This window comes from Variovorax sp. V15, from assembly GCF_041154425.1.
GTDB lineage: Bacteria > Pseudomonadota > Gammaproteobacteria > Burkholderiales > Burkholderiaceae_C > Variovorax > Variovorax guangxiensis.
Window position 1 is genome coordinate 21150 of record NZ_AP028659.1, and the last position, 20725, is coordinate 41874.

21 protein-coding genes are annotated in these 20725 nt (G+C 69.4%); 14 read left to right on the top strand and 7 right to left on the bottom strand.

Annotated features, from left to right (window positions below):
- Positions 1 to 83: 83 nt before the first annotated feature.
- Positions 84 to 1013 carry a LysR family transcriptional regulator gene (locus ACAM57_RS00115; RefSeq protein WP_369660305.1) on the bottom strand — a complete coding sequence of 310 codons (930 nt, stop codon included), beginning with the start codon at positions 1011 to 1013 and terminating at the stop codon, positions 84 to 86.
- Between the two features lie 122 nt (positions 1014 to 1135).
- Here ACAM57_RS00115 and ACAM57_RS00120 point away from each other — a divergent pair, with 122 nt between their 5' ends.
- The 3 genes from ACAM57_RS00120 (at position 1136) to ACAM57_RS00130 (ending at position 3727) form a co-directional block, all read left to right on the top strand.
- Positions 1136 to 2227 (top strand): tartrate dehydrogenase, encoded by a 1092-nt coding sequence (locus tag ACAM57_RS00120; RefSeq protein WP_369660306.1) that lies wholly within the window; start codon positions 1136 to 1138, stop codon positions 2225 to 2227.
- 74 nt (positions 2228 to 2301) lie between these two features.
- Complete coding sequence (locus ACAM57_RS00125) at positions 2302 to 3318, top strand: Bug family tripartite tricarboxylate transporter substrate binding protein (RefSeq protein WP_369660307.1); 1017 nt, start codon at positions 2302 to 2304, stop codon at positions 3316 to 3318.
- Positions 3319 to 3436: 118 nt separating this feature from the next.
- Positions 3437 to 3727, top strand: a complete 291-nt coding sequence (locus tag ACAM57_RS00130) for a YciI family protein (RefSeq protein WP_093195879.1) — start codon at positions 3437 to 3439, stop codon at positions 3725 to 3727.
- Here the strand turns inward: ACAM57_RS00130 and ACAM57_RS00135 are convergent.
- Positions 3724 to 4797, bottom strand: a complete 1074-nt coding sequence (locus ACAM57_RS00135) for a pirin family protein (RefSeq protein ID WP_369660308.1) — start codon at positions 4795 to 4797, stop codon at positions 3724 to 3726. The two genes, ACAM57_RS00130 and ACAM57_RS00135, sit on opposite strands and share 4 nt — an antisense overlap.
- Positions 4798 to 4965: 168 nt before the next feature.
- Positions 4966 to 5382: a VOC family protein gene (locus tag ACAM57_RS00140; protein ID WP_184639211.1), complete on the bottom strand. Its 417-nt coding sequence runs from the start codon at positions 5380 to 5382 to the stop codon at positions 4966 to 4968.
- A gap of 185 nt (positions 5383 to 5567) precedes the next feature.
- On the opposite strand from ACAM57_RS00140, the gene ACAM57_RS00145 reads away from it, so the two are divergent.
- Positions 5568 to 7136, top strand: a complete 1569-nt coding sequence (locus ACAM57_RS00145; RefSeq protein ID WP_369660309.1) for a CHAD domain-containing protein — start codon at positions 5568 to 5570, stop codon at positions 7134 to 7136.
- 21 nt (positions 7137 to 7157) lie between these two features.
- Here the strand turns inward: ACAM57_RS00145 and ACAM57_RS00150 are convergent, their stop codons facing one another.
- Both ACAM57_RS00150 and ACAM57_RS00155 read right to left on the bottom strand, forming a co-directional pair.
- Positions 7158 to 7634 (bottom strand): peptidylprolyl isomerase, encoded by a 477-nt coding sequence (locus ACAM57_RS00150; RefSeq protein ID WP_369660310.1) that lies wholly within the window; start codon positions 7632 to 7634, stop codon positions 7158 to 7160.
- Between the two features lie 47 nt (positions 7635 to 7681).
- Positions 7682 to 8584, bottom strand: a complete 903-nt coding sequence (locus ACAM57_RS00155) for a LysR family transcriptional regulator (RefSeq protein WP_369660311.1) — start codon at positions 8582 to 8584, stop codon at positions 7682 to 7684.
- A gap of 86 nt (positions 8585 to 8670) precedes the next feature.
- On the opposite strand from ACAM57_RS00155, the gene ACAM57_RS00160 reads away from it, so the two are divergent.
- From ACAM57_RS00160 to ACAM57_RS00190, 7 genes are all read left to right on the top strand, one after another.
- The gene (locus tag ACAM57_RS00160; RefSeq protein WP_369660312.1) at positions 8671 to 9054 is read left to right on the top strand and encodes a DoxX family protein; all 384 of its coding nucleotides are present in this window, start codon (positions 8671 to 8673) and stop codon (positions 9052 to 9054) included.
- A gap of 59 nt (positions 9055 to 9113) precedes the next feature.
- Complete coding sequence (locus tag ACAM57_RS00165) at positions 9114 to 9698, top strand: NADPH-dependent FMN reductase (RefSeq protein ID WP_184639223.1); 585 nt, start codon at positions 9114 to 9116, stop codon at positions 9696 to 9698.
- The gene (locus ACAM57_RS00170) at positions 9695 to 10549 is read left to right on the top strand and encodes a pirin family protein (RefSeq protein ID WP_369660313.1); all 855 of its coding nucleotides are present in this window, start codon (positions 9695 to 9697) and stop codon (positions 10547 to 10549) included. The genes ACAM57_RS00165 and ACAM57_RS00170 overlap by 4 nt, the downstream gene beginning before the upstream one ends.
- Positions 10550 to 10663: 114 nt before the next feature.
- Positions 10664 to 11869, top strand: a complete 1206-nt coding sequence (locus ACAM57_RS00175; protein WP_369660314.1) for a M20 aminoacylase family protein — start codon at positions 10664 to 10666, stop codon at positions 11867 to 11869.
- Between the two features lie 43 nt (positions 11870 to 11912).
- Positions 11913 to 12893: a tripartite tricarboxylate transporter substrate-binding protein gene (locus ACAM57_RS00180; RefSeq protein ID WP_126020981.1), complete on the top strand. Its 981-nt coding sequence runs from the start codon at positions 11913 to 11915 to the stop codon at positions 12891 to 12893.
- 96 nt (positions 12894 to 12989) lie between these two features.
- The gene (locus ACAM57_RS00185; protein WP_369660315.1) at positions 12990 to 13448 is read left to right on the top strand and encodes a helix-turn-helix domain-containing protein; all 459 of its coding nucleotides are present in this window, start codon (positions 12990 to 12992) and stop codon (positions 13446 to 13448) included.
- A 20-nt stretch (positions 13449 to 13468) separates the two neighbouring features.
- A complete protein-coding gene (locus ACAM57_RS00190) occupies positions 13469 to 14806 on the top strand; it encodes a HipA domain-containing protein (RefSeq protein ID WP_369662503.1) in 1338 nt (445 codons plus the stop codon).
- Here ACAM57_RS00190 and ACAM57_RS00195 read toward each other — a convergent pair.
- Together ACAM57_RS00195 and ACAM57_RS00200 are read right to left on the bottom strand one after the other, a co-directional pair.
- Positions 14790 to 15776, bottom strand: a complete 987-nt coding sequence (locus ACAM57_RS00195; RefSeq protein WP_369660316.1) for a Bug family tripartite tricarboxylate transporter substrate binding protein — start codon at positions 15774 to 15776, stop codon at positions 14790 to 14792. The two genes, ACAM57_RS00190 and ACAM57_RS00195, sit on opposite strands and share 17 nt — an antisense overlap.
- A gap of 78 nt (positions 15777 to 15854) precedes the next feature.
- Entirely contained in the window at positions 15855 to 17852 is a 1998-nt protein-coding gene (locus ACAM57_RS00200; protein WP_369660317.1) for an acetoacetate--CoA ligase, read from the bottom strand.
- A gap of 111 nt (positions 17853 to 17963) precedes the next feature.
- Here ACAM57_RS00200 and ACAM57_RS00205 point away from each other — a divergent pair, with 111 nt between their 5' ends.
- The 3 genes from ACAM57_RS00205 (at position 17964) to ACAM57_RS00215 (ending at position 20668) form a co-directional block, all read left to right on the top strand.
- A complete protein-coding gene (locus ACAM57_RS00205; protein ID WP_184639237.1) occupies positions 17964 to 18737 on the top strand; it encodes a Crp/Fnr family transcriptional regulator in 774 nt (257 codons plus the stop codon).
- A gap of 129 nt (positions 18738 to 18866) precedes the next feature.
- A complete protein-coding gene (locus tag ACAM57_RS00210) occupies positions 18867 to 19586 on the top strand; it encodes a glycine zipper 2TM domain-containing protein (protein WP_369660318.1) in 720 nt (239 codons plus the stop codon).
- Between the two features lie 167 nt (positions 19587 to 19753).
- Positions 19754 to 20668 (top strand): dihydrodipicolinate synthase family protein, encoded by a 915-nt coding sequence (locus ACAM57_RS00215; RefSeq protein WP_369660319.1) that lies wholly within the window; start codon positions 19754 to 19756, stop codon positions 20666 to 20668.
- The last annotated feature ends 57 nt before the right edge of the window (positions 20669 to 20725 follow it).

Below are 20725 nucleotides of genomic sequence, written 5' to 3' on the forward strand. Positions count from 1 at the left end.
TGTCTTTCACGGGTGTCGAACGGGTGTCGACGGTTCCGGAACACCGTAGCAGAAACACAGGCTCGCCCCTGTCGGATCGAGTCTCAAGCCCTGGGCGGCATGTCGTCTTTGCCCAGCGCAGCGGCCATGAAGTCGACGAAAGTTCGCACGCGCGCCGACAGCTGGTGGCGCTGCGGATACACCGCGTAGATGTCGGCGTCGGGCGTGCGGTAGGCGGCGAGCACCTGCACGAGGCGCCCGCTGCGCAGGTAGCGCGCGATGTCCCACTCGGCGCGCATCAGGATGCCGTGGCCGTCGAGCGCCCAGTTGACCGCGATCTCGCCGTCGTTGGTGCTGAGCATGCCGCGCGTCTTCACCGCCTCGGTGCGCTGCGCGCTGCCGCGCCCGGTGCTCAGCCGCCAGATGCCGTAGCCCTCGTCGCCCTGTCGGATGCCGATGCAGCGATGGCGCGTGAGGTCGTTGGGCACCTTGGGCAGCCCGGCGCGCGCGATGTAGGCCGGCGAGGCGCACAGCAGGCGCCGGTTCGATGCGATGCGCCGCGCGATCACGCGGGCCTCGGGCGGCGCGCCGAAGCGGATGCAGACGTCGAAGGCGTCTTCGGTCAGCGGCGGCGGGTTCACCGAGAGCTGCAGCTGCACTTCGACCTGCGGATGCTTCTTCGCGAACTTCGAGATCAGCGGCGCCACGTGGCTGCGCCCGAAGCCCAGCGTGGCGTTCACGCGCAGCAGGCCCTGCGGCTCGCCCTTGGCGCCGCCCAGCAGCTGGGCCATGTCGTCGATCTCGCCGAGGATGCGGCGCGCGTGCGCCACGTAGAGCTCGCCTTCGGGCGTGAGGCTCATGCGCCGCGTGGTGCGGTTCACCAGCGTGACGCCCAGGCGCGATTCCATCTGCGCGAGCCGCTTGCTCACCGCGGGCGTGCTGATGCCGAGTTCGCGCGCTCCGGCGCTCAGGCTGCCGCTGGCCGCGAGGGTGGAGAAGAAACCGAGGTCGGCGGGCTGTATCGGGGCTGCCATGGTCGATCCGATTGTTGAATTCAGGTTAACGATGGATTCACTTCCGGCGTGAATCGTTCGACGCGGCCGATCCTACAGTGGGAGCCCGACAGAGCACCTACACACGAAGAAGGACATCGACGATGAGCAGCTACAGCATCGCCACCATTCCCGGCGACGGCATCGGCAAGGAAGTGATACCCGCAGGACGCCAGGTGATGGAGGCGCTGGCCGAGGCCTCGGGCGGCGCGCTGAAGTTCAGCTTCGAGGACTTCGGCTGGGGCGGCGACTGGTACCGCGCGCACGGCGAGATGATGCCGGCCGACGGCCTCGATGCGCTGCGCGGCAAGGACGCGATTCTTTTCGGCTCCGCGGGCGATCCGCACATTCCCGACCACATCACGCTGTGGGGCCTGCGCCTGAAGATCTGCCAGGGCTTCGACCAGTACGCCAACGTGCGGCCCACGCGCATCCTGCCGGGCATCGACGCGCCGCTGAAGCGCTGCAGGGCGGAAGACCTGAACTGGGTGATCGTGCGCGAGAACTCCGAGGGCGAGTACGCCGGCGTCGGCGGCCGCGTGCACCAGGGCCATCCGATCGAGGCCGCCACCGATGTGAGCATGATGACCCGCGCGGGCGTGGAGCGCGTCATGCGCTTCGCCTTCGGGCTGGCGCGCTCGCGGCCGCGCAAGCTGCTCACCGTGGTCACCAAGAGCAACGCGCAGCGCCACGCGATGGTGATGTGGGACGAGATCGCGCTGCAGGTCTCGAAGGAGTTCCCCGACGTGAGCTGGGACAAGGAACTCGTGGACGCGATGACCGCGCGCATGGTCAACAGGCCCGCCACGCTCGACACCATCGTCGCCACCAACCTGCATGCCGACATCCTCAGCGACCTCGCGGCCGCGCTCGCGGGCAGCCTGGGCATCGCGCCCACCGGCAACATCGACCCCGAGCGGCGCTACCCGTCGATGTTCGAGCCCATCCACGGCTCGGCCTTCGACATCATGGGCAAGGGGCTCGCCAACCCGGTGGGCACCTTCTGGTCGGTGGTGATGCTGCTGGAGCACCTGGGCGAGGCCGAGGCCGCGCGCCGCGTGATGGCAGCGGTGGAGCACGTCACGGCCAACCCCGCGCTGCATACGCGCGACCTCGGCGGCAACGCGACCACAGAGCAGGTGACGCGCGCGGTGTGCGCGCACATAGCGGCCGAGCCGCTGCGGCTGGCGGCCTGATCCGCCCCCGAGATTCCACGGTATCCGCGCGCCTCGAAGCGCGCGCCGCAGAACAACGAGCCGGAGACAAGACCATGAACGCTTCCTTGAACACGCGTCCGTATCGGCGCACCTTGCTGCAGGCCGCAGCCATCGCAATGGGACTGGGCACCACCGCCCTCGCCCTCGCGCAGCAGGCTCAGGCCACCTCCGGTTGGCCCACGCGGCCGATCAGCCTCGTCGTGCCCTTTCCCGCCGGCGGCACCACCGACGTGCTGGCCCGCGCGCTGGCCGACAGGCTCTCGCAGTCGCTGGGCCAGCCGGTCGTGGTCGAGAGCAAGCCCGGCGCCGGCGCCACGCTCGGTGCTGACTACGTGGCGAAGGCAAAGCCCGACGGCTACACGCTGCTGATGGGTGCGGTGCACCACACCATCGCCACCAGCGTCTACAGGAAGCTGCCCTACGACTTCCAGAAGGACCTGGCGCCCATCACCGTGGTGGCGATGGTGCCGAACGTGCTGGTCGTCAACGCCGTGAACACGCCCGCGAAGAACGTGGCCGAACTGGTGGCGCTCGCCAAGGCCGCGCCCGAGAAGCTGGCCTACGGCTCCAACGGCAACGGCACGGCGCAGCACCTGATCGGCACGCAGTTCCAGGCCAGCACCGGCGCGAAGCTGCTGCACGTGCCCTACAAGGGAAGCGGGCCGCTGACCACCGACCTGCTCGGCGGGCAGGTGGCGATGTCCTTCGACACCATCACGCCGGTGCTGCAGCACATCAAGGGCGGCAAGCTGCGCGCGCTGGCCGTGACCACCGCGCGGCGCTCGTCGGTGCTGCCCGAGGTGCCGACGCTGGAGGAAGCGGGGCTCAAGGGCTTCGACATCGGCACCTGGTTCGGCGTGCTCGCGCCGGCGGCCACGCCGAAGGAGATCGTGGCGAGGCTGAACGCCGAGATGGTGAAGATCATCCATTCGCCCGACTTCGCGCAGCGCATGCAGGCCATCGGCGCCGAGCCGCTGGGCGGCACGCAGGAGGAAATGGCGCGGCAGATCCGCGAGGAGACGGCCAAGTTCGCGAAGCTGGTGAAGGAAGGCGGCGTGGCGATCGAATAGCGCCGCAGCGAATGGCGGCCGGCGGCGTGCAGGCGGTTACGCACGCGCACACCTGCGTTCAGCGGCCGGGTCGCCGAGGCCATAGGATCAGGGCTTCCGAAATCACCGCCACCCGCCCATGTTCATCGTCACCCTCACCTACATCCGTCCGCTCGAGGAAGTCGACGCGCTGATGGATGCGCACATGGTCTGGCTCAAGAAGCACTACGAAAGCGGTCTTTTCGTGGCCTCGGGCCGGCAGGTGCCGCGCCAGGGTGGGGTGATCCTCGCGCGCTCGGGCGACCGCGAGGGCCTGGAGGCGGTGCTGGCGCGCGACCCCTTCGTGCAGGGCGGGGTGGCGCGCACCGAAGTCATCGAGTTCGTGCCGCGCATGACGGCGCCGAGCGTCGAGATCCTCAAGACTTTCTAGGCCGGCTTTCCAGCCGCTTCCGCCGGCAGCTCCTCGCGCCCGCCGGGATGCCGGGCGAAGCGCGGCGCGTCGTGGCCGTGCACCGGCGCCGGGTCTTTCCAGGGCCAGCCGCCGAACTGGGTGCGGCGGTAGTCGGCCATGGTCTGGCTGATCTCGGCGTGCGTGTTCATCACGAAGGGGCCGTACTGCGCCACCGGCTCGGCGATCGGGCGGCCCTGCAGCACCAGGAACTCCGCAGTGTCCGCATCGCCGTTGGCGATCTCGACGGCCACGTCCGCGCGCAGCTCGATGGCAGCCGGGCCCTGCACCTGCTCGCCGCCGACCAGCGCCGTCGCTCCCTTGAAGAAGTACAGCATGCGCCGCGTGCCCTCGCCGGCGGCGGCGGGCAGCGTCCACTGCGCGCCGGGCGTCATCTTCAGCGTCCAGATCGCCACGTCGGCATCGGCTTGTGCGGCCCAGGAGTCGGGCGGAGGGGCCAGCGGCTGGATCGGGGCCTGCGCGTCGCCGCCGAGCCGACCCGCGATCACCGCGACCTCGGTGCGGCCGCCCTTCGCGTCGTCGGAAACGAAGCGCGGGATGGCCTCCGACCAGAACATCGTGAAGTGCGGCTCGGCCATCTTGTTCCTGGCGGGCAGGTTGAGCCAGATCTGGAACAGTTCCAGCGGGTTGGCCGAGGCGGCGTCGAGCAGCGGGAACATCTCCGAATGCACGATGCCCTTGCCGGCCGTGAGCCACTGCACGTCGCCGCCGCCGAAGCGCGCGGTGGCGCCCAGCGAGTCGGAATGGTCGACAAGGCCCTTGCGCACGATGGTCACGGTCTCGAAGCCGCGGTGCGGGTGCGAGGGAAAGCCCGGCACTGTCTCGCCGTGGTACATGCTCCAGCCGTCCTTGCGGCTGAAGTCCTGGCCGATCTGGCGGCCGGCCAGCGAGGCCTCGGGGCCCATGCGGCCGTTGGCCTTGGGGTAGGCGTCGTCGTGATAGACGCAGAAGAGAAACGGGTCGATCGTCTGCCACGGAAAGCCCAGGGGGGCGATCCGCACGATGGGGCTCTTGCTGTTGTTGCCGGTCATGGCGCTGCTAATCCTTTCCAGGTGGGGCGCGGCCGATGATGCCGCGCCAGTGCCTGGAATATCGGGGCGCCGCCGCCTTGCGGTAGGTGCCTTGCGTGCAACGGTGAAGAGCGCGTATGGAACGATGGGCATCGGTCGTCCTTCTCTTCCGGCGGCCTGCCGGCGCCTTTACTGCTTCGGCATCTCGGCGTTCGGGTCCATGTAGACCAGCTCCCACAGGTGGCCGTCGATGTCCTGGAAGCCGTGGCCGTACATGAAGCCGTAGTCCTTCGGCTCGGTCGGCGTGGTGCCGCCGGCGGCCTTGGCCTTGGCCACGAGTTCGTCGACCTCCGCGCGGCTCTCGCACGAGAGGCACAGCAGCACTTCGGTGCTCTTGGCGGTGTCGGTGATGCTCTTGGTGGTGAAGGTCTTGAAGAACTCCTCGACCAGCAGCATCACGTGGATGCTGTCCTTCTGGACGACCATGCATGCGGCATTGGCGTCGGTGAACTGCTCGTTGAAGGTGTAGCCCAGCGCGGCGAAGAACGCCTTGGTCTTGTCGAGGTTCTTGACGGGGAGGTTCACGAAGATCTGCTTGGTGGCCATGGTGTCGTCCTGTCGATGAAGAAGAGAAGTGGTTTGTGGAGGTGTTTTCCGGCGTCTTGTGTACGCCGTCCACAAACGATATCAAATCAAATGGACGGCGTCCACATCTTTTTTCGAAGCCCGTGATCCGGTCGATGCGACCGCGATTGCAAGGGGAGAAACGGACCGGGCATCATGGCCACATCATGGAAATCGAGTTCAAGTTCTGCATCCCCGCCGGCCGCCTGAAGGCCGTCGAAACCGCCCTCAGGCGCGGCACCGTCGAGCGCACCCGCCTGCAGGCCCGCTATTTCGACACCGCCGACCAGCGGCTGGCCGCCGACGGCATGGTGCTGCGGCTGCGCAAGGAGGGGCGGCGCTGGGTTCAGACCGTCAAGGCCACCGGTGACAACGCCCTGCACCGGCTGGAGCACAACGTCGATCTGGGCACGACGGGCCCGGCGCCGCAGATCGATCCCCAGCGCCACCAGGGCACGCCCGTGGGCGAGCGGCTTGCGAAATTGCTGGCGGATGGCACGCAATTGGTCGAACGGCAATCGACCGACATCGTGCGGCTCACGCGCGAGGTGCGCGTCACCGGGCCCGGCGGCGCGGTGGTCGAGATGGCGCTGGACGTCGGCAAGGTCGTCGCCCACGCCGGCACGCCCGAGCAGCGCGAATCGCCGGTGTGCGAGCTCGAACTGGAGCTCAAGCGCGGCGACGTGCAGGGTCTGGTCTCGCTCGCGCGGCGCTGGTCGCAGCAGCACGGGCTGTGGTTCAGCACCGTCTCGAAGGCCGAGCGCGGCGCGCGCCTGCTGGCGGCGTGGGAAACCGTGGAAGCCGTGAAGGCCGAGCCGCCGCGCTTCGCCGACCAGCACCCCGACGGCCTGGCCATCCGTCAGGCCGTGGTCGCCTCGTGCCTCGCGCAGATGCTGCCGAACGCGAGCGAGATCGCCGCGGGCAGCACCGACGAGGAGCAGATCCACCAGCTGCGCATCGGCATCCGCCGCCTGCGCACCGCCCTGCGCGAACTCGCGCCGCTCGACCCCGCCTCCGGCCTCGCCGAAGCCGCCGAATGGGAGCCTCCGCTCGTCGACGCCTTCCGCGCCCTCGGTGCACTGCGCGACCGCGAGCAGGTCGTGAAGCTGGCCCAGCCGCGCCTGCGCGAAGCCGGCGCGCCCGACTTCGACCCGCTGGCCGCCGACGATGCCGCTGCAGCCGATGCGCCCTCGCCCAGCGATATCGTGCGCGCCCCGGCCTTCCAGAACGTGCTCGTCTCGCTGATCGGCTTCACCGCGGCGAAGCCGGCCGAACCGGCGCCCGAGACTGCCGCGGAAGGCGATCCGCCATCAGCACCGGTAGGCGCCAACGACGCCCGCCGCCTTCTGCGAAAGCACCTGCGGCGGCTCCACAGGCAGGTGCTGCGCGACGGCGAGCGCTTCGAATCGCTGGACACCGAAAGCCAGCACCGCGCGCGCAAGCGCCTCAAGCGCCTGCGCTACCTCGCAGAGTTCGTGGCGCCGCTGTTCGACGAGAAGGAAGAAGGCGGCGCCGCCGGCCGCTACCTGAAGGCCCTGCGCCCCGCGCAGGACGCGCTCGGCGAATTCAACGACGAGGCAGTCGCGCTCGCCCTGTACCGCGAGGCCACCGCGCGCGACGCGCGCGCATGGTTCGCGGTGGGATGGTTCACCGCGCGGCACGCGGCCGGGGCGAAGGCCTGCCGCAAGGCGCTCGCGAAGATCGAGGATGCGGCGAGGTTCTGGAAGAAAGGCTAGCCGTGGGGGAACACGGCCCGTTCAGTGATGGTGCCCGTGCGCCCCATGAACATGCCGGTGCTCGATCTCCACCGGCTGCGCCGCGCGCACATCAGTCACCTGCAAGCTGAACTTCAGCGCCTTGCCGGCCCAGGGATGGTTGCCGTCGAGCAGCACGATCGGGCCCTTGATTTTCATCACGGTGAAGACGTGCTCGCGGCCGTCGTCGAGGCGGCCCTGCAGCTGGCCGCCCACTTTCACGCCCGGCGGGAAGTCGGTCTTGGGGATGCTGCGCACCAGCGACTCGTCGCGCTCGCCGAAGGCGTCTGCGGGGGCCAGGTTCAGAACGGTCTGGTAGCCCTTTTCCTTGCCGTCCAGCGCTTCCTCGATCTTGGGCAGCGTGTTCTGGTAGCCGCCATGCAGGTAGGCCATCGGCTCGGGGCTCGCCTCGATGAGCTTGCCCTGGGCGTCGGAGACTTTGTACTTGATGGTGACGACGGTGTCTTTTGCGATTTTCATGGGCTCGCATTCTCGGCCGAAACCCGAAGGCGCAGGCGGCGGTGCGGCTACTTGAGCACATCCATCTGGTCGAGCTTGCCCATCACCAGCCCGATGAAGGCCGACACCGCCAGCGGCAGGTGCTTGCGGCTCGGATAAACCACGTTGAGCCCCCGGCCGGCGTACTCGTACTGCGGCAGCACGCGCACCAGCTGGCCGGCCTGCTCGTCGCGGGTGGCCATGGCGGGTGGCAGCTGCGCGATGCCCAGCCCGGCCAGCGCGGCCCTGCGCAGCGCCTGGGCGGTGTTGCCGGTGAAGCGGCCGGTGACCTGCACTTCTTCCTCCACGCCGTCGGGGCCGGTGAGGCGCCAGGTGGTGTGGCCGGTGGGCGTCGAAGGTGTCACGCAGTCGTGTCCGGCCAGATCCTGCAGGCTCTTCGGTTCGCCGCGCCGCGCGATGTAGGCGGGGCTCGCGAGCAGGCCGGCGCTGCGGGTGGCCAGCCGCCGGCCGACATAGCCCGAGTCGCGCAGCACGCCGCCTCGGAAGGCCACGTCGATCCGCTCGGCGATCAGGTCGGCGGACGCGTCGCTGAGCACGAAGTCGAGCTTGACCAGCGGGTGCTCGGCCAGGAAGTCGGCCACCCATTCCATGGGGAAGAAATCGAAGAAGTCCGCCGGCGCGGCCACCCGCACGAGGCCGCTGGGCTCCTGGCCGCCGGCCGCCAGCGCCTGCCCGGCGGCGGCCAGCCCGTCGATCAGGCCGGCGCACCGGTCGTGGAAATCCTGCCCGGCGCTGGTGAGCGTGAGCTTGCGGGTGGAGCGCTGCATCAGTCGGGTGCCGAGCTGCGATTCGAGCTGGTGGATGCGCCGGCTCACGGTGTTGGGCGGCAGGCCCAGCCGCCGGGCGGCCTCGGCAAAGCTGCCGTGGCGCACCACCTGGACGAAGACGGCGACGTCGTTGAGGTCGAACATGGCGGCTGATTCCTTCAATTCGTGGACGAGTGCAATCCGACTCTACCGCCTAGTCGATCAATAGGTGCGTGCCTAACCTTCTGCCCATGACTTCCACATCGCTCGCTTCCCCCACGCAACGCCGCATCTTCTGGGGCGTGCGCATCCTGCTGGCCCTGGCTTTCGGCGCCGCCGGAGCCGCCAAGCTGGCCGGCGCGCCGCAGATGGTCCAGGTGTTCGACGCCATCGGCTTCGGCCAGTGGTTCCGCTACGTGACCGGCCTCGTCGAGGTCGGCGGCGCCGTGCTGCTGCTGGTGCCCGCGACCGGCTTCCTCGGCGGCCTGCTGCTGTTCGCGACCATGGTCTGCGCCGTGGCCACGCACCTCGCGCTGATCGGCGGCAACCCGGCGCCGGCCGTGGTGCTGGCTGCGCTGTCGGGCTTCGTCGCCTGGCGGCTGTGGCCCGTGCCGCAACCGGCCACGGCCGCCTGAGCTTCCCTTCATTCTTCTTCTTCTTCTTCTTTTTTCTTCCAGACCCCACGGAGTACTTCATGACCGCACAACAACCCCGCATCGGCATCATCCTCGGCTCCACCCGCGAAGGCCGCTTCGGCGAGAAGCCCGCGCAGTGGATCCACGAGATCGCAAAGCAGCGCACCGACCTCGCCTTCGAGCTGGTCGACCTGCGCGACCACCCGCTGCCCCTTTTCGACGAAGCCGGCGCGCCGGCCTGGGGCCCGGTGAAGAACGAGGCCGCCCAACGCTGGCAGGCGAAGCTGGCCAGCTTCGACGGCCTGATCGTCGTCACGCCCGAGTACAACCACGGCCCCAGCGCGGTGCTGAAGAACGCCATCGACTGGGCCTACAAGGAATTCATCCGCAAGCCGATCGGCTTCGTGGGCTACGGCGGCGTGGGTGCTGCGCGCGCGGTCGAGCAGCTGCGGCTGGTGGCCGTCGAGATGCAGATGGCGCCGGTGCGCCACGCGGTGCACATCGGCATGGTCGAGTTCCTCGGCATCTGGCAGCAGGGCAAGAGCTTCGGCGACTTCCCGCACCTCGCGCAGGCGGCCACGGCGCTGCTCGACGACATCGCCTGGTGGACGAAGGCACTGAAGACCGCAAGGGAGGCCGTATGACCGCCGCAGTCGCAACGCGGGCCCGCGCCATCGTCTACCGTACGCGCGGTTCGCGCCACGGCGGCATCACGCGGCTGATGAGCCCAGGCGACCTGGGCGAGTTCCTCAAGCCCTTCGTGTTCCTGGACCTCTTCGGCTTCGACGTCACGGGCGGCCACAAGGGCTTCGGCCTGCATCCGCACTCGGGCATCGCCACGCTGACCTGGCTGATGGAAGGCGACACGCAGTATGAGGACACCACCGGCGAGCAGGGCACGCTGCGTGGCGGCGGCGTCGAGTGGATGCGCGCCGGCAACGGCGTGTGGCACACCGGCGCGCCCGCGCCCGGCGTGGAGCGCGTGAGCGGCTTCCAGCTGTGGGTGGCACTGCCGCCTTCTGAAGAAAACGCGCCCGCGCAGAGCATGTACCTCGCGCCCTCGCAGGTGCCGCAGGAAGGCCCGGCGCGCGTGCTGCTCGGCCGATACGGCGCGGCGCAGAGCCCCGTCGCGGCGCCCTCGCCGATGAATTACCTGGCCGTGAAGCTGAAGGACGGTGAGCGCTGGAGCTATGTGCCGCCGGCCGGCCACACCGTGGGCTGGGTCGCGCTCAGCGCGGGCAGGCTCGAAGCGGGCGACGACACCGGCGGCCCCATCGCCGCCGGCGAGCTCGCGGTGTTCGAGGAATCGGGCGCGGCCATCGACTTCGTGGCGCACGGCGACACGTCCTTCGTGCTGGGCTCGGCAGTGAAGCATCCGCACGAACTGGTGATGGGCTACTACTCGGTGCACACCAGCAAGGCCGCGCTCGAGCAGGGCGAGGCCGAGATCCGGCGCATCGGCGCGAAGCTGCGGCAGGAAGGGCGGCTCGCCTAGCCCGCCGGGTAGTAAGTAACCCGGCGTGCGCCGGGCGGGCGGCTGCGCCAGAATCGTTCGCTTCATCCTTCATCGAACGATCCGACTGGTTTTGCAGCCAGCCTCAGCCCCGCCATGAACATCGCCGATTCCTTCGTCACCAACGCCGCCCGCTTCGTCGAGATCCGGCGCGACATCCACGCGCACCCCGAGCTCGGCTTCGAGGAGCACCGCACCTCTGACAAGGTCGCGAAGCTGCTCGCCGAGTGGGGCATCGAGGTGCACCGCGGCATCGCGGGCACGGGGCTCGTCGGTGTGCTGCGCAAGGGCACGGGCAGCCGCACCATCGGCCTGCGCGCCGACATGGACGCGCTGCCGCTGCACGAGGCCAACGAGTTCGCCCACAAGTCGACCAACCCCGGCCGCATGCACGCCTGCGGCCACGACGGCCACACCACCATGCTGCTGGCCGCCGCCTGGCACCTGTCGCAACAAGGGCCCGACGACTTCGACGGCACGGTGAATTTCATCTTCCAGCCCGCCGAGGAGATGGGCAAGGCCGGCGCGAAGAAGATGATCGACGAGGGCCTGTTCGAGCGCTTCCCGTGCGACGCCGTCTTCGGGCTGCACAACTTCCCGGTGGGCGACGTGGGCCGCTTCGCGCTCAACGAAGGCGCGCTGATGGCGTCGAGCAACACCTACATGATCACCGTGCGCGGACGCGGCACGCACGCCTCGATGCCGCACACCGGCATCGACCCGGTGGCGGCGGTGGTCACGCTCGCGCAGCAGCTGCAGACCATCGTGGCGCGCACCATCCCGAGCACCGAGCGCGCGCTGCTCGCGGTCACGCAACTGCAGGGCTCCGATGCACCGAACGTGATTCCCGACGTCGCCACCGTCGGTGGCACCATCCGCACCTTCTCCATCGACGCCATCGACAAGCTCGAGGCCCGCCTGCGTGAAGTGGCGGCTGGCGTGGCGGCGGCGCACGGCTGCACCGCCGAGGTGTTCTTCAAGCGCTCGTCGCCGCCGACCGTGAACCACCCGGCCGAGGCGCGCTTCGCGGCCGGCGTGATGCGCGAGGTGGTGGGCGACGACATGGTCACCGACAACTTTCCCGCCGTGATGGGCGCCGAGGACTTCGCCCACATGCTGCTCGCGCGGCCCGGCTGCTACGCCTTCCTGGGCAACGGCGACGGCGACCACCGGCTCGACGGCCACGGGCCCGGGCCTTGCATCATCCACAACACCTCGTTCGACTTCAACGACGAGATCATCCCGATCGGCGCGAGCTACTTCGTGAAGCTGGTGCAGCGCTGGCTGCCGGCGCGCGGCTGATCGGCATTCCCTTTTCCTGTTGATGATGAAAGCGGCCACCCAGATGAGCACGACCCCGTTCACCCGACGTTCTCTCGCAGCCTTTTTCGCGGCCGGCGCCGCTGCTTTGGCGATCGGCGTTCCGGCGCATGCGCAGCAGCGCGTGATCCACATCGTCGTGCCCTTCGGCACCGGCGCGGTGCAGGACACGGTGGCGCGCGCCTTCAACAACGAGCTGGGCGCCGCGCTGAACGCTAGCGCCATCGTCGAGAACCGCGCGGGCGCGGGCGGCACCGTGGGCGCGGCCATCGTGGCGCGCGCGCCGGCCGACGGCAACACGCTGATCCTCGCGGCCGCGAGCCACAACATCGCGGGCTTCCTCTACAGCAAGCTCAGCTACGACCCGCTGAAGGACTTCGTCGGCGTCGCCAATGTCGGCAACGCGGGCTACGTGCTGGCGGTGGCCAGCGGCATGGGCGTGTCGAGCACGGCCGACTTCATCAAGGAGGTCAAGGCCAACCCCGGCAAGTACAACTACGCCTCCGCCGGCAACGGCAGCGCCACGCACCTGGCGATGGCCTCCTTCCTCGCGAAGGCCGGCCTGCAGATGACGCACATCCCCACCAAGTCGACCGGCGAGGCCGTCAACGAGGTGCTCGCCGGCCGCGTGCAGGCGGTGATCTCCTCGAGCATCGGCGTGATCGGCTTCCAGGACGACGCCCGCATGAAGCTGCTGGCCTCCACCGGCCAGTCGCGCAGCCCCTTCCTGCCCAAGCTGCCGACCGTGGCCGAGAGCGGGCTGCCGGGCTACGCCTTCGACTCGTGGATCGGCCTGCTCGCGCCCGCCGGCACGCCCAAGGCCGAGGTCGAGCGCCTGAACGCCGCGGCCAACAAGGTGTTGGCCGACCCCGCGATCCAGGAACGCTTCAAGCGCCTGGGCGTGGAGCCGCGCAGCCAGAGCGCGGAGGAGTTCCAGAAACTGCTGCGCGCGGACTGGGATGCGATGGGCGCGGTGGTGAAGGCGTCGGGGGCCAAGGTCGACTGACGGCGTGAAATTACAAGCCTGACCCTGTATTCAATAAAAATAAGGCAAAGCAGATATTTTGACAAAACAAGTCAGGGCCGATATTCTGTAGACGCAATGGACTATCCCCTGCGCTTCGTCGATCAGCTGCGGCCGCACCTCAAGGCCCTGCGCAAGCAGCGCGGCCTGACGCAGGCGCAGGTCGGTGCCCTCGTCGGCGTCAGCCAGGCCCGCATCGCGGAGATCGAGGCGAACCCCGGCGCGGTCAGCTTCGAGCAGCTGATGAAGCTCCTGTCGGCGCTGGGCGCCTCCTTCTGCCTACGCGAGGAGGCAGTGCCGGGCCCTGCGCCGGTGGCGGCGGAAGAACCCGCGCTGTACGACGCGGTGAAGCTTCCGCCCGGCCCATGGACCGCCACGCCGATGAGCGACCAGTCGGTGCTGGTGCGCCTGGAAGCCGAATCGCCGGGTGCGCCGGGCGAATCGCTTCGCGCACTCCAGGCACTGAACCCCGGCAAGGACGTCAAGCCCACCTCGCGCCGGAACTTCGTCGTCCGGCCCAAGAGGGAGTCGTGGTGACGCAGGCCCTCGACGCCTGGATGAACGGAGAGCGCGTAGGCACCTGGATCGTCGAGCGCGGCGCCCATTCCTTCCGCTATGACCCGGTGTGGTCTGAGTCGCCGCGGCGGCGGTCGCTGTCGCTGTCGATCCCGCTCAACAGCGCGCTCGAGGTTCGCGGCGAGGTGGTCCGCAACTACTTCGACAACCTGCTGCCCGACAACGACAGGATTCGCGCGCGGCTGCGCAACCGCTTCCGGCTCAAGGACGCCACGGCCTTCGGCCTGCTCGAAGCCATCGGCCGCGACTGTGTCGGCGCCGTTCAACTCGTGCCCGAAGGCGCCGTGCCGCAAGGCTGGAACGCCATCGACTGCGAGCCGCTGGACGAGGCGCAGATCGCCGACCTGCTGCAGGCCGTTCCGTCCGAAGACGTGCCGCAAGGCATGCACGACGAAGACCTGTTTCGCATCTCGCTGGCCGGCGCGCAGGAAAAGACGGCGCTGACCCGCTGGAATGGCGCATGGTGCCGGCCGCATGGCGCCACGCCCACCACGCACATCGTGAAGCTGCCGCTCGGGCTGATCGGCGGCTCCAGGCGCGTCGACGCCTCCGACTCGGTGCAGAACGAATGGCTGTGCGCGCAGATCGTGCTGGCCCTCGGCCTGCCGGTGGCTCCGACTTCCATGGCCACCTTCGGCGGGCAGACGGTGCTGATCGTGGAGCGCTTCGACCGCGAGTGGATGGACGGCGGGACCTGGATCGCACGCCTGCCGCAGGAAGATTTCTGCCAGGCCCTGGGCCTGCCGTCAGAAAGGAAGTACGAGCAGCACGGCGGGCCCGGCATGTCGAAGTGCCTGCAGCTGCTGCAAGGCAGCAGGAGCGCGGAAGACGGCGTGCGCTTCCTGCTCGCGCAGCTGGCTTTCTTCCTGCTCGCGGCCACCGACGGGCATGCCAAGAACTTCTCGATCCACCTCCAGCGCGGCGACGCCTACGAGATGACGCCGCTGTACGACGTCATCTCGATGTGGCCGTATTTCGGCGATGGCGCCAATCAGTTCCAGCCGCGCAGGGCGGGCCTGGCGATGGCGATCCGCTCGAGGAACGTGCACTACGTGTTCCAGACCATCCAGGCTCGCCACTGGCATGGCCTGGCGATGAAGAGCGGCGGCATCGGCGTGTGGAACGCGATGCTCGACCTGGTGGCATCTGTGGACGCCGCGCTGGGCGAGGTCGAGGCTCTGCTGCCGCCGGACTTTCCCGCGCGCACCTGGGAGGCCATCTCGCAGGGCATGCGAGGCGAGGCGAAGCGATTCCTCGCGGGCGCCGACATCGCCTCGCGGGAGGCTGCTCAGGACTCCGCGCTCAGGACTCCGAAGTGAACCCGATCTGCTTCACCAGCGGCCCCCAGCGCTCGTACTCGGCCTTCTGGTCGGCGGCCATGTCCTGCGGCGTGCCGCCGTTCGCGACCAGGCCGACCAGGGCCAGCGCGTCGATCACGGCCTTGTCCTTCAGCGCCCGGGTGATGGCCGCGTTGGCGGTGGCGATGGTGGAGGCGGGCGTCCTGGCGGGCGCGTAGAAGCCGAACCACTCCTCGGAGGTCACGTCGGGGTAGCCCAGCTCCGCGAAGGTCGGCACGTCGGGCAGGAAAGGCGAGCGCTTCTTGCCGGAGGTGGCCAGCACGCGGATGCGGCCGGCCTTCACGTACTGCAGGTAGTCGCCGCTGGGGTTCATGGCCGCCGCGATCTGGCCGCCCACCAGGTCGGTGATGCTGGGCACGGTGCCGCGATAGGGCACGTGCTTGAGATCGACGCCCGCGCGCATGCCCAGCAGCGCGCCCAGCAGGTGCGGCATGGAGCCGGCGCCCGGCGATCCGTAGCTGGCCTTCTCGGGGTTGGCCTTGGCCCAGGCCAGGAAGTCCTTCAGCGTCTTGACCTCGGCCGGGACCGAAGGACCCACGGCCAGGCCGTGGAACATCACCGCGCCGATGGAAACGGCCGTCACGTCCTCGGGCTTGTACGAGAGCTTCGGATAGATGTACGGATACACCGAGAGCGCCGAGACGGGTGCCAGCGCCAGCACCGAGCCATCGGCCGGCGCGGCCTTCAGTGTCTCCAGTGCGATGCGCCCGCCCGCGCCGGGCTTGTTCTCGACGTAGCCGGGGTTCTTGCTGTAGGGCGTGCCGCCGAGCTTCTCGGCCACGCGGCGCGCCACGCTGTCGCCGGCGCTGCCGGGAGGAAAGCCGTAGATGACCTTCACCTGCTCCAGCGCCTGCGCGATGGCGGCGAAGGGCGTCAGTGCGCCGGTGGCGGCGGCGCCTGCCATGGCGTTGAGGAAGTGGCGTCGTTGCATGTGCTGTGTCTCCTTGAGTTTGTGTGTTTGCGAAAGGGCTGGGGAAAACGGAAGGCGGCCCGGGAGGCTGCCGCGGAATCAGGCCGCCGCGCGCCGGCGGGCGTAGTCGATGAAGAACGCAAGGCTGCGCGGGTTCTGCATGCTGTCGGGGCTCGCCACCTTGTCGGCCGGCGTGCCCAGCAGCAGCTTGCGCAGGGGCACTTCCATCTTCTTGCCGCTCAGCGTGCGCGGGATCTCGTCCACCTGCACGACGTCGTCGGGCACGTGGCGCGCCGACGCCTTGGTGCGGATGGCGGCGCGGATGCGCTCGATGAGGGCCGCGTCGAGCGCCATGCCCGGCTGCAGCACCACGAACAGCGGCATGAACGAAGGCCGGCCCAGGTATTCGAGGTCGACCACGACGCTGTCGCGCACCTCGGGCAGCTGCTCGACCACGCGGTAGATCTCGGCGGTGCCCATGCGGATGCCGAAGCGATTGATGGTGCTGTCGGAGCGCCCGTAGATCACCGCGCTGCGTCGCGCAGTGAAGCGGATCCAGTCGCCGTGGCGCCAGACGCCGGGAAAGGTCTCGAAGTAGCTTTCGCGGTAGCGCCGGTTCTCCGGATCGTTCCAGAAGTACAGCGGCATCGAGGGCATGGGCTTGGTGATGACGAGCTCGCCCACCTCGCCGACCACCGGCCGGCCTGCGTCGTCGAATGCGTACGCCGCCACGCCGAGCTCGGGGCACTGGATCTCGCCGGCGTGCACCGGCAGGCTGGGCGCGCACGCCACGAAGCCCGAGGCGATGTCGGTGCCGCCGCTGATCGAGGCCAGCCAGAGGTCGGGCTTGACGGCCTCGTAGACCCACAGATAGGCCTCCACCGGCAGCGGCGAGCCGGTCGCGTTGATGGCGCGCAGCCGCTCCAGGTTCGCGATGTCGCGCGGGCGCAGGCCGTCCTTCATGCAGTTGGCGAGGTAGGCCGCGCCGCAGCCGAACAGCGTGACGCCCTGTTCGCCGATGAAGCGCCATAGCGCGCCGGCGTCGGGCCAGGCGGGGTTGCCGTCGAACAGCACGATGCTCGCGCCGGTCAAAAGCGCGCCCACCTGCAGGTTCCACACGATCCAGCCGGTGCTGCCGAGGAACAGCAGCCGGTCGCCTGCGCGCAGGTCGTGCTGCAGCGCCATGGTCTTCAGGTGCGTGAGCACGATGCCGCCGTGGCCGTGCACCATCGCCTTGGGCAGGCCGGTGGTGCCCGACGAATAGACGATCCACAGCGGGTGGTCGAAAGGCAGGCGCTCGTAGCGCGGCGGCGCGTCCTCGCGCAGCGCGTCGGCCCAGTCGACGCGGTCGCGCCAGTCGGGTGCCGATGCCTCGTCGTCCGGGCCCGGCACGTGGACCACGCGCTTCACGCTGGGCAGCTCGGCCAGCAGCTCCTTCACCTGGGCGCTGCGGTCGTGGTGCTTGCCGTTGTAGCGGTAGCCGTCGGTCGCCAGCAGCAGGCAGGGCTCGATCTGGCGCAGCCGGTCGAGGACCACGCCCGGGCCCATGTCCGGCGCGCAGCTCGACCAGATGGCGCCGATGCTGGCGCAGGCCAGGAAGGCGACGACGGTCTCCGGCCAGTTGGGCAGGTAGCCCGCAACCCGGTCGCCGGGGCCGATGCCCCATGCGCGCATCCGGCCGGCCAGCGCGGCGGTGTCGCGCTCCAGCTCGGCCCATGACATGGCGCGCAGCGGCGCGTCTTCCCGGCGCGCGATGATCGCCGGGCTTGCCGGGTCATTGCCCACTCTGCGGAACACGTTCTCGGCGTAGTTCAGCCGCATGCCGGGAAACCACTGAGCACCGGGCATCTCACGCTGCGCGAGCACCGGTTGCGCATCGCCCTCGCTTACCACGCCGAAGTACTCGCGGATCGACTGCCAGAAGAGTTCCAGCGAGTCGACGGACCACTGCCAGAGCTCCTCGTAGCCGCCCGCCGGCACGCCGTGGCGTTCGGCCAGCCATTGCTGGTAGGCATGCAGGCCGCTGGCGCGGACCTGTTCGGCCGAGGGGGTCCACAGCAGCTGGCCGTGGGCGTCGGAGGGGGGCGAATCGTGCATCGTGCGGCTGGAATCCGGAGGGCCGCCCGGCGGGCGGTTCGGGCCGAATTGTTCGGGCGATGCGGAAGCGATACTGTTGAAAATGAGACATTTGACTTAAGGGTTTGCCCGTTGGAAAAGAAGCCAGACGAACTGCGGAAAGCGCATCGCCAGGGCGCATCGCATCCGCCGCCTTCCCGGCGCCCGAGGGCGGATGGACCCGCGGGCTTCGGCATCGACGAGCTGCTTCGCCTGTCGTCGTGGAGCGCGCCCTTTCCCGCGCCGCTGCGCAAGCGGGTGATGGAGCGCATGCGCGAGCACCGGGTGTCGCGCGGCCAGCTGCTGGCGCGGCGCGGCGAGATCCCGTCGGCCTGGTTCGGGCTGATGGAGGGGCTGCTCAAGACCTCGGTGCTCGCCGCCGACGGCCGCAGTTCCACGCTCGGCGGCATCCTGCCGGGCTGCTGGTTCGGCGAGGGCGCGCTGCTGCGCGGCAAGCCCCGCCATGCCGACTACGTGGCGCTGCGCGACAGCCGTGTGGCGCTGCTGCCGCAGGACGACTTCGCCCGCCTGCTGCAGGAGCATCCGCCCTTCAAGGACTTCATCTACGGCCAGATCAATGAGCGCCTGCACTACTTCATGGACCACGTGGGCGACGTGCGGCTGATGCGCGGCCCCGCGCGCGTGGCGAATGCGCTGTGCGGGCTGGCCCATCCGCTGAACAACCCGCTCGGGCTGATCCACCTGCCCATCGCGCAGGACGAGCTCGCCGCCATCGCCGGCGTCTCGCGCCAGCGCTGCAACCTCGCGCTGCAGCACATGCAGGCCGAAGGCTGGCTGCACGTGGGCTACGGGCAACTGACCCTGCTCGCGCTGGAGCCGATCGCGGGCATGGCGCGGGCGGGCTGATCCGCTGCTGCTTCGGCGCCCCGCCCTATGTGCCTGTAGGACGCCGGCGGATTGAACTCCGCATCCTCCAAAGCCATGCTCTGGCGGTGCCTCCGGCGCACCGTGCGCGGGGGGCGGAAAGGACTTTCCATGAATTCGACGTCGCCCCTCGAACAGCCTGCGGCCATGCGCGCGGGCGGATCGCCCAAGGTGCTCTGGGCCGTGATCGGCGTGCTGGCCATCGCGGTCGCGGCGCTGGGCGGGGTGCTGCTGCACAGGCAAGGGCAGGAAACGGCCGCGCCTGCATCCACGCCCGTGGTCGCCGCGGCGACCGCCCCGGCGCCCGACGACTTCAAGCCCGAAGCCATGCCACCCGCGCCTGCCATGCCGCCTGCCGTCGGTGGATACGCTGGTGCAGCCGGCACGGCCCCGCGGTCGATGGCCGCCGTGCCGCAGGCGGCGCCCGCTCCCGCGAACTCGACGACGGTTGCGGCTGCCGAGCCTGCGCCCGCCATGCCGGCCGCGCCCGCTTGCGCGGTCTGCGGCCGCGTCGAGTCGGTCCGGCCGGTGCAGCGCCAGCAGAAGACCACCGGCGTGGGAGCCGTCACCGGTGGTGTGGTCGGCGGCCTCGTCGGCAACCAGTTCGGCCACGGCAACGGCCGCGTCGCCACCACGGTGCTGGGAGCTGTGGGCGGCGGTTTTGCCGGCAATGCCATCGAGAAGCACGTCCGCACCGTCACCGTCTACGAGGTGGGCGTGCGCATGGACGACGGCCGGCTGCGCACGGTCGAGACGAAGACCGCGCCGCCGATCGGCAAGCCAGTCACGCTCCAGCGCGGCGTGCTGCGTCCCGCCGACGGCCGCAAGTAGGCGGGCGGACCTCCTGCAGGGCCAGGGCCGCGCGCCCTGCGCCGCCTCCTCCGCATCACAGAAGAACGCGACGCAAAAGAGCGCTTGCCCCAAAAGTATCTTGACCGTATATCCTTAATATATTTAGAGTGTGGCGTTTTCCACCGCACATCCGAAGGAGCGATCAAGTGAGCAATCCCCGCTGGCAGGGCGTCTTTCCCGCCGTCACCACCAAGTTCAACGCCGACGAGAGCATCGACGCCGAGGGCACGGCCCGGCACATCGACTTCCAGATCCGCAACGGCATCCACGGCCTCGTCACCTGCGGCTCGCTCGGCGAGGCCAGCACGCTGACGCTGGAGGAGAAGCTGCAGGTCGCGAAGATCGCGCTCGAAGCCGCCGACGGCCGCATCCCCGTGCTGGCCAACGTCTCGGAAACCAGCACCCGCGAGGCGCTGCGCTACGTCGACGGCGCCAACAGGCTCGGCGTGGCCGGCTTCATGGTGATGCCCTCGGTGATCTACGTGGCCGACGCGCGCGAGGCGATGCTCAACGTGCGCACCATCGCCAACGCGGCGCAGAAACCCATCATGGTCTACAACAACCCGGTGGCCTACCGCGTCGACCTGAAGCCTGCGCACATGGCCGAGCTGGCCGACTGCGAATGGATCGCCGCCATCAAGGAAAGCACCGACGACATCCGCCGCATCACCGACCTGCGCAACACCGTGGGCGACCGCTACCAGCTCTTCCTCGGCGTCGACGATCTCGCCTACGAGGGCCTGGCGCTGGGCTGCGACGGCCTGCTGGCGGGCGTGGGCTGTGCCTTCCCGCGCGAGACCGTGGCGCTCTACGACCTGATGAAGGCCGGCAAGTTCGCCGAGGCGCTCAAGCTGTACCAGTGGATGACGCCCATGCTGCACCTCGACGTGTCGACCAAGCTGGTGCAGAACCTCAAGCTCATCGACGCGCTCGTGGGCGTGGGCACCGAGCACATGCGCCGCCCGCGCCTGCCGCTCATCGGCGCCGAGCGCGAGTTCATCGAAGGCATCGTGAAGAAGGCGCTCGCGACGAGGCCTGTTCAATACCAGTCGGTCATGTAATAAACCGACGGCGCGCCGGCACCGGCTTACCGGTCGGCTGCCGGCCGCGTGTTTTTC

What these genes read in the sequence shown, in the direction of transcription:
- ACAM57_RS00190 (WP_369662503.1), top strand. Translation starts at nt 13,469, where the DNA reads ATGAACGGAGAGCGCGTAGGCACCTGGATCGTCGAGCGCGGCGCCCAT.
- ACAM57_RS00150 (WP_369660310.1), bottom strand. Translation starts at nt 7,634, where the DNA reads ATGAAAATCGCAAAAGACACCGTCGTCACCATCAAGTACAAAGTCTCC.
- ACAM57_RS00180 (WP_126020981.1), top strand. Translation starts at nt 11,913, where the DNA reads ATGAGCACGACCCCGTTCACCCGACGTTCTCTCGCAGCCTTTTTCGCG.
- ACAM57_RS00140 (WP_184639211.1), bottom strand. Translation starts at nt 5,382, where the DNA reads ATGGCCACCAAGCAGATCTTCGTGAACCTCCCCGTCAAGAACCTCGAC.
- ACAM57_RS00175 (WP_369660314.1), top strand. Translation starts at nt 10,664, where the DNA reads ATGAACATCGCCGATTCCTTCGTCACCAACGCCGCCCGCTTCGTCGAG.
- ACAM57_RS00200 (WP_369660317.1), bottom strand. Translation starts at nt 17,852, where the DNA reads ATGCACGATTCGCCCCCCTCCGACGCCCACGGCCAGCTGCTGTGGACC.
- ACAM57_RS00135 (WP_369660308.1), bottom strand. Translation starts at nt 4,797, where the DNA reads ATGACCGGCAACAACAGCAAGAGCCCCATCGTGCGGATCGCCCCCCTG.
- ACAM57_RS00160 (WP_369660312.1), top strand. Translation starts at nt 8,671, where the DNA reads ATGACTTCCACATCGCTCGCTTCCCCCACGCAACGCCGCATCTTCTGG.
- ACAM57_RS00145 (WP_369660309.1), top strand. Translation starts at nt 5,568, where the DNA reads ATGGAAATCGAGTTCAAGTTCTGCATCCCCGCCGGCCGCCTGAAGGCC.
- ACAM57_RS00130 (WP_093195879.1), top strand. Translation starts at nt 3,437, where the DNA reads ATGTTCATCGTCACCCTCACCTACATCCGTCCGCTCGAGGAAGTCGAC.
- ACAM57_RS00170 (WP_369660313.1), top strand. Translation starts at nt 9,695, where the DNA reads ATGACCGCCGCAGTCGCAACGCGGGCCCGCGCCATCGTCTACCGTACG.
- ACAM57_RS00195 (WP_369660316.1), bottom strand. Translation starts at nt 15,776, where the DNA reads ATGCAACGACGCCACTTCCTCAACGCCATGGCAGGCGCCGCCGCCACC.
- ACAM57_RS00125 (WP_369660307.1), top strand. Translation starts at nt 2,302, where the DNA reads ATGAACGCTTCCTTGAACACGCGTCCGTATCGGCGCACCTTGCTGCAG.
- ACAM57_RS00155 (WP_369660311.1), bottom strand. Translation starts at nt 8,584, where the DNA reads ATGTTCGACCTCAACGACGTCGCCGTCTTCGTCCAGGTGGTGCGCCAC.
- ACAM57_RS00115 (WP_369660305.1), bottom strand. Translation starts at nt 1,013, where the DNA reads ATGGCAGCCCCGATACAGCCCGCCGACCTCGGTTTCTTCTCCACCCTC.
- ACAM57_RS00185 (WP_369660315.1), top strand. Translation starts at nt 12,990, where the DNA reads ATGGACTATCCCCTGCGCTTCGTCGATCAGCTGCGGCCGCACCTCAAG.
- ACAM57_RS00210 (WP_369660318.1), top strand. Translation starts at nt 18,867, where the DNA reads ATGAATTCGACGTCGCCCCTCGAACAGCCTGCGGCCATGCGCGCGGGC.
- ACAM57_RS00120 (WP_369660306.1), top strand. Translation starts at nt 1,136, where the DNA reads ATGAGCAGCTACAGCATCGCCACCATTCCCGGCGACGGCATCGGCAAG.
- ACAM57_RS00165 (WP_184639223.1), top strand. Translation starts at nt 9,114, where the DNA reads ATGACCGCACAACAACCCCGCATCGGCATCATCCTCGGCTCCACCCGC.